Source organism: Bacteroidota bacterium (assembly GCA_005882315.1).
GTDB lineage: Bacteria > Bacteroidota > Bacteroidia > Chitinophagales > Chitinophagaceae > VBAR01.
In genome coordinates, this window is sequence record VBAR01000001.1 from 598048 (window position 1) to 612085 (window position 14038).

14 protein-coding genes are annotated in these 14038 nt (G+C 39.2%); 9 read left to right on the forward strand and 5 right to left on the reverse strand.

The window, feature by feature from the left end:
- The first annotated feature begins 8 nt into the window (after positions 1 to 8).
- A complete protein-coding gene (locus E6H07_02395; GenBank protein TMI64786.1) occupies positions 9 to 635 on the forward strand; it encodes a hypothetical protein in 627 nt (208 codons plus the stop codon).
- Here the strand turns inward: E6H07_02395 and E6H07_02400 are convergent.
- Entirely contained in the window at positions 617 to 994 is a 378-nt protein-coding gene (locus E6H07_02400) for an ATPase (GenBank protein ID TMI64787.1), read from the reverse strand. The two genes, E6H07_02395 and E6H07_02400, sit on opposite strands and share 19 nt — an antisense overlap.
- A 314-nt stretch (positions 995 to 1308) precedes the next feature.
- On the opposite strand from E6H07_02400, the gene E6H07_02405 reads away from it, so the two are divergent.
- The 3 genes from E6H07_02405 to rpsP all read left to right on the forward strand — a co-directional run bounded on the left by E6H07_02405 (position 1309) and on the right by rpsP (position 4219).
- A complete protein-coding gene (locus tag E6H07_02405) occupies positions 1309 to 2175 on the forward strand; it encodes an RNA polymerase sigma factor RpoD/SigA (GenBank protein ID TMI64788.1) in 867 nt (288 codons plus the stop codon).
- Positions 2176 to 2297: 122 nt separating this feature from the next.
- A complete protein-coding gene (locus tag E6H07_02410) occupies positions 2298 to 3623 on the forward strand; it encodes a signal recognition particle protein (protein ID TMI64789.1) in 1326 nt (441 codons plus the stop codon).
- 152 nt (positions 3624 to 3775) lie between these two features.
- On the forward strand, positions 3776 to 4219 hold the full coding sequence (gene rpsP / locus E6H07_02415) for a 30S ribosomal protein S16 (protein TMI64790.1): 444 nt from the start codon (positions 3776 to 3778) through the stop codon (positions 4217 to 4219).
- Positions 4220 to 4290: 71 nt separating this feature from the next.
- Here rpsP and E6H07_02420 read toward each other — a convergent pair whose 3' ends face one another.
- The 3 genes from E6H07_02420 to E6H07_02430 form a co-directional block, all read right to left on the reverse strand.
- A complete protein-coding gene (locus E6H07_02420) occupies positions 4291 to 4833 on the reverse strand; it encodes a DUF3575 domain-containing protein (GenBank protein ID TMI64791.1) in 543 nt (180 codons plus the stop codon).
- A gap of 103 nt (positions 4834 to 4936) precedes the next feature.
- Positions 4937 to 5947 (reverse strand): type IX secretion system membrane protein PorP/SprF, encoded by a 1011-nt coding sequence (locus E6H07_02425; GenBank protein TMI66447.1) that lies wholly within the window; start codon positions 5945 to 5947, stop codon positions 4937 to 4939.
- A 91-nt stretch (positions 5948 to 6038) separates the two neighbouring features.
- Positions 6039 to 6689, reverse strand: a complete 651-nt coding sequence (locus tag E6H07_02430; protein TMI64792.1) for a uracil phosphoribosyltransferase — start codon at positions 6687 to 6689, stop codon at positions 6039 to 6041.
- A gap of 74 nt (positions 6690 to 6763) precedes the next feature.
- Here E6H07_02430 and E6H07_02435 point away from each other — a divergent pair, with 74 nt between their 5' ends.
- The 3 genes from E6H07_02435 to E6H07_02445 all read left to right on the forward strand — a co-directional run bounded on the left by E6H07_02435 (position 6764) and on the right by E6H07_02445 (position 11037).
- Complete coding sequence (locus E6H07_02435) at positions 6764 to 7351, forward strand: hypothetical protein (GenBank protein TMI64793.1); 588 nt, start codon at positions 6764 to 6766, stop codon at positions 7349 to 7351.
- 134 nt (positions 7352 to 7485) lie between these two features.
- Complete coding sequence (locus E6H07_02440) at positions 7486 to 8970, forward strand: carboxylate-amine ligase (GenBank protein ID TMI66448.1); 1485 nt, start codon at positions 7486 to 7488, stop codon at positions 8968 to 8970.
- Positions 8971 to 9063: 93 nt separating this feature from the next.
- Positions 9064 to 11037 carry a tetratricopeptide repeat protein gene (locus E6H07_02445; protein TMI64794.1) on the forward strand — a complete coding sequence of 658 codons (1974 nt, stop codon included), beginning with the start codon at positions 9064 to 9066 and terminating at the stop codon, positions 11035 to 11037.
- A gap of 7 nt (positions 11038 to 11044) precedes the next feature.
- On the opposite strand, the gene E6H07_02450 is transcribed toward E6H07_02445, so the two are convergent.
- Complete coding sequence (locus tag E6H07_02450; GenBank protein TMI64795.1) at positions 11045 to 12223, reverse strand: acetyl-CoA C-acyltransferase; 1179 nt, start codon at positions 12221 to 12223, stop codon at positions 11045 to 11047.
- 122 nt (positions 12224 to 12345) lie between these two features.
- Between E6H07_02450 and E6H07_02455 the strand changes: the two genes are divergently transcribed.
- Together E6H07_02455 and E6H07_02460 are read left to right on the forward strand one after the other, a co-directional pair.
- Positions 12346 to 12933, forward strand: a complete 588-nt coding sequence (locus E6H07_02455) for a hypothetical protein (GenBank protein ID TMI64796.1) — start codon at positions 12346 to 12348, stop codon at positions 12931 to 12933.
- Between the two features lie 8 nt (positions 12934 to 12941).
- On the forward strand, positions 12942 to 14027 hold the full coding sequence (locus tag E6H07_02460) for a quinone-dependent dihydroorotate dehydrogenase (protein TMI64797.1): 1086 nt from the start codon (positions 12942 to 12944) through the stop codon (positions 14025 to 14027).
- Positions 14028 to 14038: the final 11 nt, after the last annotated feature.

Below are 14038 nucleotides of genomic sequence, written 5' to 3' on the forward strand. Positions count from 1 at the left end.
TTTGAAGGATGCAGCACCGGGCAAAAATACAGTTTTCAGAGTTGGAGCAATCGCTGATGCGGAATGCAGAATGGATTTTAACAAAGAATGCCATAATGGAAAAAATGAAATGGCTGCTGCAGGATTGCCAGGATGAACAAGCAGCTCTTTTTAGTAATATGCATTCATCATTGCCTGCTGAAATTTTTATTACATCAGCAAAAATTTCAAAAGGAGAAAATTACGATGGCCTTCCCTGGCTGATGCTTGATTATCCAAGACATTTTGAAAAAGAAAATTCATTTGCTATCCGCACTTTATTCTGGTGGGGAAATTTTTTCAGTGTCACTCTGCATCTTTCAGGTAAGTATAAAGAACAATATGCTGCAAACATCATTTCACAATATGATACGCTGAATCAAAATGATTTTTACTTGTGCGTCAATAACACTGAATGGGAACATCATTTTGAAAAAACAAATTATATACCCGTGAATAAAACAGACATTGATGCATTTCTCCAAATCATCAATGAAAAAAATTTTATCAAACTTTCAGTAAAAATAGATTTATACCAATGGGAAAATTTGCCTGAACAGGTTGTATCAATTACTAAAACAATAATGGAAATGCTGGATCAACTGCCGAGGCGATGAAAAAGATCTTTCACCTGGTAATCCCATAACCTGCTCTGATCTTTGATTTCTTTTTTTTCAGCAAAATCTTTTACTATCAGAATTGTTTGATTAGTGATCTCTGATTTCTCAATACGGAATTCAAAAAATTCTTCTTTGGGTGCATTCATCCAATGATAGCGTACGTACTTATCTTCTTCCTGCTCCAGCAGTTCAGCTTTTTCATAGGATCCATTCCATCCAAAGTAAATGATACCGTCACGTTCGTCCACTTTATCTGCAAACCACTCCGACAAACCTGCCGGTGTAGCCAGAAATTCGTAGAGGATGCCGGGAGAACATCTAACAGGATATTCGAGTGTATATAATTGTTTGCTCATTATTTTGCTTAAAAAAGTCAATGGTTTGATGCAATAATAAAAAATTAATCGAAGCAGCAAAGGTTTTCGGTGTTTATTTTTCGTATTTTTTCCAATTAGGGTAACCGGCATGAAATAATTAAACCGGTCTGTCGTTTTCCATAAGGCAAAATTAATTTGGTTCGTAAGCCCTGAATTAGTAATTTGCTTGAAGTTCAATATGTTCTGAAGAATCCGATAATGTGATGGCTATTATATAAAGGAACAACGTACCGAGACTAACTAAAATCTATCCTTTCGTAATAACCATTTTAAATCCATATCTATCTATGAGTATGAGACAACTCAAGATCACGAAGTCGATTACGAATCGTGAATCTCAAAGTCTGGAAAAATACCTCCAGGAGATCGGCAAAGTCGAGCTCATTTCTGCGGAAGAAGAGGTAAAATTAGCCCGCCAAATAAAGCTAGGTGATCAAAGAGCTTTGGATCGTTTGACCAAAGCCAACCTTCGTTTTGTGGTATCGGTAGCTAAACAGTACCAGAACCAGGGTTTATCCCTGCCCGACCTAATCAACGAGGGAAACCTGGGGTTGATAAAATCAGCCCAGCGTTTCGATGAAACTCGTGGTTTTAAATTTATTTCCTACGCAGTTTGGTGGATCCGACAGAGCATCCTGCAGGCATTGGCCGAACAGTCCCGGATTGTAAGGCTACCGCTTAATAAGGTGGGTTTAACCAACCGTATTCAAAAAGCCTATACCCAACTTGAGCAGGAATTTGAACGGGAACCTTCCGCCGAGGAGCTTGCAGAAGTATTGCAGATGGATCTTGAAGAAGTGACTGCAACACTGAGCATCAACTCCCGCCACGTAAGCATGGATACTCCACTGTCAGATGGTGAAGACAGCACCCTCATGGATGTGATGGAAAATCCTAATGCAGAAAAAACGGACGGACAACTGGATCATAATGAATCATTAAAAACTGAGATAGATCGTTCATTAAAAACATTGACCGATCGTCAGAAGGAAGTGATTTGCTATTTCTTCGGTATTGGTGTGGACCACCCGATGAGCCTTGAAGATATCGGCGCCAAATTCAATCTAACAAGAGAGCGGGTAAGGCAGATAAAAGATAAGGCGATCAGTAAATTGAAAACAACAACCCGCAGCCAACAGCTCAGGGTTTATTTGGGCTAATAACTATTAAAACAGGATACACTGAAGTAAAATTCTACACTTAAACTTATATTTGCAAACTCATAAAAAGTGAACATGATGATGTTCACTTTTTTATTTTGTGAAACTGAAATTGAAATCACATGTTTGGTAACCTGCAGGAACAATTAGAAAGTGCCTTTAAGAACCTAAAAGGCCAGGCAAGAATAACAGACCTCAATATTGCATCTACTTTAAAGGATATACGCCGTGCATTAGTGGATGCGGATGTGAACTATAAAATAGCCAAAGAATTTACCGATACGATAAAAGAAAAAGCTATTGGTGAAAAAGTGATCAATGCCATCAGCCCATCACAATTGATGGTAAAGATCGTGAAAGATGAATTGGCGGAACTGATGGGTGGTGATGAAGCTCCTTTCAATACAAAAGGAAGCCCTGCTGTCATTCTGATTGCAGGCTTACAGGGTTCGGGTAAAACAACTTTCAGCGCTAAACTGGCAAATTACCTTAAAACCAAAAAAGGCCTTAGCCCGATGCTGGCAGCAGCCGACGTTTATCGCCCTGCTGCGATGGAGCAATTAAGAGTATTAGGAGAACAGATCGGCGTAGATGTGCATATAGAACTTGAAAATAAAGATGCAGTAGCGATTGCGCAGAATGCAATTAAAGAAGCAAGAAGTAAAAATAAAAATGTGGTCATCATCGATACCGCCGGCCGTCTGGCTATTGATGAAGAGATGATGACTGAAGTCGCCAATATCAAGAATGCTGCAAAGCCCAATGAAATATTGTTTGTAGTAGATAGTATGACCGGCCAGGATGCAGTGAATACTGCTAAAACATTTAATGATCGATTGGATTTTACCGGCGTCGTATTAACCAAACTAGATGGTGATACAAGAGGCGGTGCTGCATTATCAATTAAGTACACGGTAAACAAACCTATCAAGTTTACCAGCAGTGGCGAAAAGATGGATACACTAGATGTATTCTATCCCGAAAGAATGGCGCAGCGTATTCTCGGCATGGGGGATATCACAACGTTGGTAGAAAAAGCACAGGAACAGTTTGATGAAGTACAGGCTAAAAAGTTAGAAGCTAAGATCCGCAAGAACAAATTTGACTTTGCTGATTTTAAAATGCAATTGGAGCAGATAAAAAAGATGGGTAACATGAAAGACCTGCTTGGCATGATACCCGGTGTAGGTAAACAAGTGAAAGACCTGGATATAAACGATGATTCATTCAAAGGCATTGAAGCAATGATCAATAGCATGACGCCTGCCGAAAGAGCTGACCCAGACTTGATTGATATGAACCGCAAAAAACGAATAGCAAAGGGTAGCGGAAAGGATATTACTGATGTAAACAATTTCATGAAGCAGTTTGAGCAAATGCGGGCCATGATGAAGAACATGAATAAGATGAATATGTTTGGCAAGTCCATCCCCGGTATGAAGAGATAATGGCTTATTAATCTGCTTCCTTAAACACAACTGATTCACGCCTAAAGACCAATGACTTTCCTTTGGCGTTTTCCCCTATCCGTATTATATTTGCCGTCCCGGTTTCAACCGGCTTAAACAATATTTGTTAACCTTTAAATTTCTATTTAAAGATGTCAGTAAAAATCCGACTCCAGCGTCATGGGTCAAAAAAAAGACCATTCTATTTCATCGTAGTAGCAGATGCCCGTAGTCCCCGCGATGGTAAATTCATTCAGAAAATCGGCACTTACAATCCAACCACTGTTCCTGCCACAGTACAGATCGATCGTCAAAAATCACTGGACTGGCTGAACAAAGGTGCACAGCCAACTGATACGGTTCGCCGTATCCTTAGCTTTAAGGGTGTACTTTATCTGAAACATTTACTCCGTGGTGTTGGCCTGGGACTGTTTGATGAAGCAGCAGCAATGGAAAAATTCACCAAGTGGAGCACTGAGCATGAAGCCCAGATCAGGCGCCGCCAGGAAGAGGCTCAACGTCGCAGAGGTGGTGGCCGTCGTCCAATGAGTGGAGGCCGTCGTCCTGAGAGAAGAACTGAAGGTGGTGAGGCTTAATTAGCTTTTTCAAATTCAGAAATAATTCAAAGCAGCTTTTAGCTGCTTTTTTTATTTCCACCCACTATATTTTAGAATTTAAACCCGATGCTAACTCCAGGTAAAAAAGTAAACCCTTCATCCAAAAGATCACTTTCGGAATTCAGCTTCAATCTAGCTCCCAGAGATACAGATGGAGTAATAAAAAACATGTCATTAATAAGAAACATATATCCCAGTTCGGCTGCAGGCATTAGCCTCGAAGCATCCCTTGTCTCAGGAGATGAAGTAGATAATTCTGTTTTACCGGAAAGAAAATCAAATCTTGCCCCGATAAAAATACCGTGTACCCTATAAGCAAAATAATACCGATAGCCGAGCCCCGCAGCAATGCCACCAGAGAATTCTTTTACGCCTACTGGCAGGTCATCGTTACTCATCGAGTTATACCCAACACTGAAGTGAAATGAATGATGCAGTTTGGAATTAAATGCAACGTGGAGCTTAATGATATTGCAGTCAGAATAATTCTGGTACTCTGCGCCTATATCTGTTGTGTTGTAACCAACTTCCTGTGCTTGTGCTGAAATAAATAAAATAAATGCAGTAAAAAAACTGGTGATGGCTTTTTTCATTGGGGGAATTTCCTTACAAGATATTTCAAAAAGCCAGAAAACAAAAACGCAGCAACTTTTTATGTTACTGCGTTTTTACGAATCACCGTCCAGTTTAATATTTTTAAAATCTAGGGCAATTAAGTCTTTTAGCAAGCGGGTCAGCAGGTTTTTTAATGAAGATGAGCGATATCTCATTTCCTCCCTTCATGTTACTTCCAGGTTTCAGTTCACTTGTATTTACATCGTAAGAATAACCCAGATGTAGTCCGTTGAACTCAAGTCCTAAATAAGGGATAATTGCATCATTGAACCTATACCAGCTTCCCAGGAAAAGATTAGTCGGGTTTTCTTCATCACCATTTATATTCAAACCAAATGCTGCGCCTACAACAGTATTTTTTGCATTTGCCTGCATACTATGATTGGCTGAAAAATGCAGGCTGTGGTAACTAGCTATAGGAATTTTAAATCCACCCTGAATTGTGATCCTTGCAGGTAATAAATATTCTCCTCCCTGGAAACTTTCCTTCGGCCGGTTGATATGATACATACTGGCGCCGAGATAGAAATTATTGTATCCATTGGTAGATCCATTATATAATACGCCGGCGTTCAAATCAAAATAGGAAACATTAACCTGGCTGTTTGTAAATATTTCATTAGTAACTCCTGTAAACCCAAGTGGCGTTAACTGATCAGCAAATGTAACTTTCGAAACATCGAGCCGCTTGTTTACATAAGTGCCCTGGAAGCCTGCACCTATTTGATGATAGCCGTCTTCATCAAGCCCCTTATGATAAGCCAGCGAAAGAGCAGCACAATTATTTGACAAAATTCCATTACCGCTTTTGTCGCTGAATGCCATGATACCTACCCCAAACTGATCTATTTCTGGTAAACTGCTTTTCATAATACCCATATCGAAAGAAGCTGTATAAGTAACGAAAGCATTATTAAATGTAGGCCACTGATTACGATAGTTGCCCGCTACCCGGTAAACTCCGTCAAACTTCCCTGTCATTGCAGGATTCAACGTAAGCGGCGAAGCAAAGAATTGGGAAAAATTAGGATCCTGTGCACTCACTGAAAAACTAGTAAGCAGCAACACAAATACTGGTATAAGTCTCTTCATCATGTAGTCCTAATTGTGAAATTTAAAAATACAACTTTTCGAAGATGGTTTTGTAGAATTTTTTCTATCCTGGCTTGTAGAATTAAGGATTTTAACTCTGCATTTTGGTTCCGAATGCAAGATCTCCCGCATCACCCAGCCCCGGAACTATATATCCCTTTGCAGTTAGTTCATCATCAATATCTCCGCACCAGATCGTTACCTTAGGTTCTTCCCTTTTTACGTACTCAATTCCCACTGTACAGGCAATGGCACAAACGATATGGATCTCTTTTGGGCTACCCTCATCTTTCAACTGGTGGATCGTTTTTACCAATGATGAGCCTGTCGCCAGCATGGGATCTGAAATAATAAGTACCCGGTCATCTATTTCGGGACAACTGAGATATTCTATATTTATTTCAAATGAGCCGTCTTTTTCATGCTTGCGGTAAGCTGATATAAATGCGTTATCTGCTTTATCAAAATAATTAAGCAGCCCCTGATGTAACGGTAATCCAGCACGAAGTATTGTTGCCAGCACAGGTTGGCTTGTCATTAGTTTTGATGTAGCAGTACCCAAAGGAGTATCAATCTCTTTTTCTTCAAATGGTAATACCTTGCTTATCTCATACGCTGCTATTTCACCAATCCTTTCAAGGTTGCGGCGAAAACGCATCCTGTCGGATTGTACCGTCACATCACGCAGCTCACTTACCCAGTTGCTGATCAAAGAATGATTTTCGCTCAGGTTGATTACCATTTGGGAATTGTACTTTTGAACAAATCTAATCCCGATAATCAACGGGACAAAATTTATAACCAAAAATCTGGTTCATGATCTATAAAGTTATTGGTGTGCAATGCGGAAAACCGGGTGAAGGATCCGGCATTGGCTACGTGGAATTACAGTTTACATCAGGCAAATGGGAATACAGCAATTTTATTAAAGAAGCAGTTGATTATACCACATACTGGCAATCTCATTTACCCGGTATTGAAAAAATTTCATTGGCAGAATACCAGTCATTAAATAAAGAGTTTGGAAAATACCTTGCAGAAATCATCAAAGCGTTTATTACAAAAAATGCTCTTGAGTTCAGGGTGCAGTTAATTGCATTAAAAGGATTTTCACTTTTTGAAGGAACAGTGAATTATTGCGAAATGGGTGATCCGGCAGCAATAGCTTCAGCAACTGAAATAAATGTAGTGGCAGATTTCACCGGCATAAACATATCACTTGGCGGCAATGGAAATTATGAAGGTGCTGTAGTTACAGAATTGCTGCCTGAAACAGATATTGAAATTCAATTGGCATTATTGGCTGTACTCCGTTGGCGGGAAGAAAATAATTTTATGGCCACTAAAACAGGAGCAATCAAAAATAGTATTGGCGGCGCTGTATGGACAGGTCAGGAAGCATGAAAATGATTTATCTTACAGAAATTATTTTTTGAGCTTAAAAATTTTCAATGCCCGAGAAAAAAAATTTACAGATTGCACCTTCTCCTTTGCATTTTGCAGACTTGCATCCTGTGCCGGGTTCGGCGGCAGAAGTAATGCTTTTTAAAAAGCTGCAGGAAAAATTTACCCTGCAGTTTGAACATATTTTCCCGGATAAACTGGCGCCACGTACGGTTGTCATTATTCCATCGCTTACAATGGACCAGGAAATTCTTTCAAAGATCAGCGGCATTAATCATTATGAGGAAAGAATGCTTTGCCTGTTGATGCTGTTGCGTATGCCACGTACCAATGTCATTTATGTAACCAGTGAAACCATTGACCCTGTTATCATTGATTATTATTTACACATGCTTCCGGGTGTTACAGGTTATCATGCCATGCGGCGTCTTACTTTATTAAGTTGTCATGATTCTTCATCAAAACCTTTGACCCAGAAAATTCTTGAACGGCCACGTATTATAAAAAGGATAAAAGATTTTATTCCTCCGGATCATGAAGCACATATGTCATGTTTTAACATTACTCCTTATGAAAGAACTTTGGCTGTACAACTGAATATACCCGTGTACGGCTGTGATCCTGATCTGTATGAACTGGGAAGTAAAAGTAATGGCCGGAAAATTTTCAGGGAATGCGGGTTGGATGTACCCAATGGTTTTGAAGATCTATATACCCCGGAAGATATTATCAAAGCTTTGACAAAACTTAAAGAAGATAATCCTGCATTAAGAAAAGCTGTTGTTAAGGTAAATGATGGCTTCTCTGGTGATGGCAATGCGATCTTTTATTATAAAGGATCGGAAAACTCATTGAATCTTTTCGAATGGGTGCAGAATAATTTTGAAAATAATCTCAAACTGGTTGCCAGTGATTTGAGCTTTGAATTATTTCTGAAGAAGTATAGTGAAATGGGCGGCATTGTTGAAGAGTTTGTTGAAGGCGAGATCAAAACATCGCCATCAGTACAATGTCGTATCACTCCTACTGGCCGGTGCCAGGTCATTTCAACTCATGACCAGGAACTTGGCGGTGATAGCGGACAGGTTTATCTCGGTGCACATTTTCCTGCATCTGCTGACTATGGAGTAGAACTGGGCAAGATGGGTTTAAGGGTTGCAGAAATCATGAAAGACAAAGAAGTGATCGGCCGTTTTGCCATTGATTTTATTTCTGTAAAAACAAATGAAGGATGGAAACATTATCCGATTGAAATAAACTTGCGTAAAGGCGGCACTACACATCCGTTTCTAATGCTCCAGTTTCTTACAGATGGTGAGTATAATGCAAATGATGGTTTGTATTACACATCAAAAGGACATTTGGTACGCTATTATTTCTGTTCAGATAATTTGAAAAGTGAAAACTATGTTGGTATCACACCGCATGATCTTATTGATATAGCGATGGTCAATGATATTCATTACGATGGCACATCACAGGAAGGTGTAATGTTTCATCTTATCGGCGCCCTTTCACAGTTTGGTAAATTAGGTGTAGTGTGTATAGGCAGCACGCCGCAACGGGCAAGAGAATATTATGACAGAATTGTATCTGTGCTTGAAAAAGAATGTAAGTGATCTTGCTTTTCAGCCCGATTCTCGTTTTAGCTAAGCAGTTTTATATATGGCGAAAAAGCACTATCTATGTTTCTACTAAAGTGACCGACTCTTATGGGAAAAAAAAATAAAGCTGCACAAAAAAAAGCAGAAATTACAGCTGATAAAAATGCAGTAAAAAATAAAAAGGCCGCTACTGGCAATGCCGGCTCTTCATCCATGACCAACTGGTTGGTAGTGCTGGTAGCTATTTTACCTTTTCTAATTTCCGCAAAACAAATCGATCCTGCTGTAGTGAACAGGTTTATGTGGTTAGCGGCAGTTATTTTGATCTTTACAATCGTTTTCCTGTTAAGAGGGAAAAAAACATTGCCTGATAATTTTCCGCTACCTGTAAAAATTGTTTTTATTTCGGGTGCTGCTTTTGCTTTATGGTCAATTATTTCTTCCACCAATGCGGTAAACCCTGCTGAAGGGTTTTATGTGGTTAGCCGCCAACTACTAAATCTTACCGTGTTGTTTGTAATTGTATTTGCTGTAATACATGAAGAAAAACAGTTTTTAAAAATCGCCAAAACATTAGCTATAGCCGGAATACTTCACAGCTTTATAGGCATCTTTCAATTCTATGAAGCTGGATTTACTAATATACCGGGTAACTATATCCCTTATGGCCTGATGGCAAACAGGAATCTCTATGGATCTGCACAGGCATTACTCATTCCCTTCTGCCTGATGGTAATGCAACAAGGCAGCCGTACATGGAAATATATTTCAGGTGCTTCATTGTTTTTACTCGTAATCTCTATTTTCTTTTCACAAACAAGATCAGCATGGCTTGCATCTGCATTAATTTTTGCAATTACTTTTATACTGATCTATATTTTTTCGCCTGGTAACAGAAAAAAATGGCTGGTAGGTTCTGCAGTAGCTTTATTTATTATCATTCTTACGATCGGGTTCCTGATGGTAACAAACGATAATGAAAATTTTAAAAAATCAATAGCAGGCCGTGCTGCAAGTTTTACCGGAACATCTGTTGATTCATCATCAGAACAAAAAAATGTATCTGAACGTATAACCATATGGAAAAAAACAATTGAGCTTATAAAAAAACAACCTGTGTTGGGAGTTGGCCCTGGCAACTGGCGCATTGCCATACCAACAACCGGAACAGAAGGTACTGCATGGGAAGCCGCTAAATATGTACCCGACCAACCACATAACGATTACCTGCATATAGCCAGCGAAACAGGAATACCCGGCGCATTGCTTTATTTTATACCATGGATAATAATTGGTTTGCTGGGTTTACAAGTGATCATAAAAACAACATCCGAAGAATCACGATTGCTGACAATATTTATGATTGCAGGAATGACCGGCTTTGCAGCAGACTCTATGTTTAGTTTCCCGGAAGAGAGAATTGAACATTCGCTTTACTTTACACTGATGTGTGGTGCTGTTCTTGGTGCATGGTTTAATTTTCATACTACAGAAAGAAATAAAAATATCTCAATACCAAAATGGGCGACTTACTCTATGGTATTTGCGGCTGTGTTTGCAATTTTCATTGGTATCAAACGATACAGTTTTGAAGTACATCTGAACCGTGCAAGGGGTTATGAAAACGTGGGGCAACATGCAACCGTATTGGAAGAAGCCGAAGCTGCAAAAAACTCCTTTAATACCCTCGACCCTATAGGAAATTCAGTTGAAATATATTCAGGGATAGCATATAAAGCAACAAAAAACTATGACAAAGCCCTAAAGGAATTAAAGGTTGCCTTAAAGTATCATCCGAACAGCTATAAAGTTTATAATACAATTGGAACGGTATATACTGAAATGGAACAGTTCGAAGAAGCCATTAAATATTATAACCTCGGATTAAAGTTTGCTCCTAAAGCCAAAGAGGGATTATTTAATCTTGCATTAAATTACTATAATGTAAAAAATTACAAAGGCTGTATTGATGCTTTAAATAGAGTAGAAAATGAAGAATGGAAAAAAGATCAATTTCTTGTTAGCATCTATAATGAATCATCCCGACAACTATCCTTACAGCCACAACAACCTCCTAAATAAAAACGGATCAATTAATATTCTCAATTATGCCGGCAATACCCTGGCCACCGCCAACACAGGCTGTGATCATTCCGTATTTTTTATTCAGGCGTTTCATGTCATGCAGGTTTTGAATAGTGAGTTTACAACCTGTGCAACCTAATGGATGACCTAATGCAATAGCACCGCCATTAATATTTACTTTAGAAGAGTCTAGCCCTGCTTCACGAATAACTGCGAGTGCCTGCGATGCAAATGCTTCGTTCAGTTCAATCAGATCAATATCTGATAAGTTCATTCCGGATTGTTTCATCACTTTCGGAATAGCAGCTACCGGGCCAATACCCATGATACGTGGATGAACACCTGCAACAGCAGAATTTACTAAACGACCAATTGGTTTTAAACCGAGTTCATTGATCATCCTTTCACTCATCACAATTACAAACGCAGCGCCATCGCTTGTCTGCGATGAATTACCCGCAGTAACACATCCGCCTGCTGCAAATGCAGGTTTTAGTTTTGCCAATGCATCAACAGATGTATCAGCCCTCGGGCCTTCATCGGTATCAACTATATAATTTCTTTTTTGTTTTTTTCCTTTTGCATCCAAATAAACCTCTTCGACATTCACCGGCAATATGCCTGGTTTAAAATACCCGTTTTGAATAGCATTGATCGCTTTCTGGTGTGAATGATAAGAAAATTCATCTTGTGCTTCGCGGCTGATATTATATTCTTTTGCTACTGCTTCGGCAGTTAATCCCATACTTAGATAATAATCCGGTTCATCTTTAGCAATAGCATAAGAAGGAACTGTTTTCCACCCTGCTGTTGGAACAAGGCTCATACTTTCTGTACCACCTGCGATAATACACTCGGCCATCCCAGACCTGATCTTTGCTGTTGCCATAGCAATAGCCTCCAGGCCGCTGGCGCAATAGCGGTTGATAGTGATCCCCGGCACATCGATTCCCAATGCTTTTGCTGAGATAATACGACCGAACTGCAACCCCTGTTCAGCCTCGGGCACAGCATTACCAACAATCACATCATCCACTCTTTTGGCTTCCAATTGAGGTACTGATGCTACTAAACCTTTTATAACATCCACTGCCAGATCATCTGGGCGATAAAAACGAAAACCACCACGTTTTGCTTTTCCAACTGCCGAACGGTAACCGGCCACGATATATGCTTCTTGCATAAGATTAAAGTTTAATTTCAATTTGGTTGTTTATGCAACCTTAGTCAAAGTTAGGATTTCCAGCCTTTAGTAAAAATTTTTTGCCGGTAAAGGCTTTTGGGGTTCTTTTGAAAAAAATAAACATGAAGAAAATACTACTGGCCTTTCTTTTTTCATCCTTTCTGCTGAACCAACTGGCTGCACAGGGGGATACGGCACTGGCAAAAAGGTTGAAAGAGATTTTGATATATACCCAGGAAAAAAACACTGAAAAAATATTGGACTACACCTATCCGGAATTATTTACTATCGTTACACGCAGCCAAATGAAAGAGGCGCTGGACGGTATGTACGATACGGATGAGTTTACCACTGAGCTTGATTCTCTGTTTATAATTAAGATATACCCGGTATTTACTGTTGAAGGCAAACAATATTGCAAGATCATGCACAATATGGTTATCTATATGAAATTTAAAGAGGTTGTAGATACTGTTGGCAAGGATAGCAAAGCAAATTCTATGGTAGAATTGATGGGGTTAAACTATGGCAAGGAAAATGTACGCTTTGATGCAAAAAATAATTCACTCGTTATAAAATCGACGCCAGATATGATAGCAGTGAAGGAAAATAATACCTGGTATTTTTCAAATTATGACGAAGACAATGCGGCAATGATAGATTTATTATTTAGTAAAGCTGTACAGAAAAAATATAAAGAATTCCAATAGCAGAGCAGATGTATAAATTATTGCTGAAAATATTATTCCTGTTTCCTCCCGAAGGAATTCATTATTTCTCTATGAACCTGCTGCGCATGCTTTGCAGTGTTGGCTTTATTAAAAAAATGATAAAAGATCTTTTCTCTCCCACTCGCCTACCGATAGCTATCGGGACATCACTCACTACTCAACTATTCAATATTAAATTCCCAAATAAAGTAGGCCTGGGTGCTGGTTTCGATAAAAATGCCAGGTACTTGCGGGAGTTGGAATGTTTGGGTTTTGGTTTCGTAGAAATAGGAACTGTAACGCCATTGGCGCAGCCCGGTAATGATAAACCACGTTTATTCCGTTTACCAAAAGACAAAGCGCTGATAAACCGGATGGGATTTAATAATGACGGCGTGAAGGTGATTGCTGAGAGATTACGTCAATGGGCAATGGGCAATGGGCAATCAATAAACACCCATTCACCACTCACCACTCACCATTCACGACTGATCATCGGCGGGAATATCGGCAAAAACAAGATCACACCTAATGAAGATGCATGGAAAGATTATGAAATTTGTTTTAATGAACTACACCATTACGTAGATTATTTTGTTGTGAATGTAAGTTCACCCAATACACCGGGTTTACGGGAATTGCAGGAAAAGGAGTCTCTGCGAAAAATACTAGGTCATTTGCAAATGCTGAATAATGCAAAAGCTCTTGCAAAACCAATACTTTTAAAAATTGCTCCTGATCTGACTAAAGAACAAATTGATGATGTAATTGACCTGGCAATGGAAATAAAATTGGATGGATTGGTAGCAACTAATACAACCATCAGTCGTGAAGGACTTAGTCCGGAATCAGCAAACATCAGTAAGGAAACTGGTGGTTTAAGCGGTTTGCCTATAAAACAAAGAAGCACTGAGATTGTAAAATACATTTCGGAAAAAACAAATGGTGAAATAACTATTATTGCAAGCGGTGGTATTTTTTTAGGAGCTGATGCAAAAGAAAAGTTAGATGCAGGCGCAGCTTTGGTGCAGGTTTGGACGGGTTTTATTTATGAAGGGCCTGGTATTGTAAAGAAAATTTGTAAGTCACTTTAAAATTAATAATG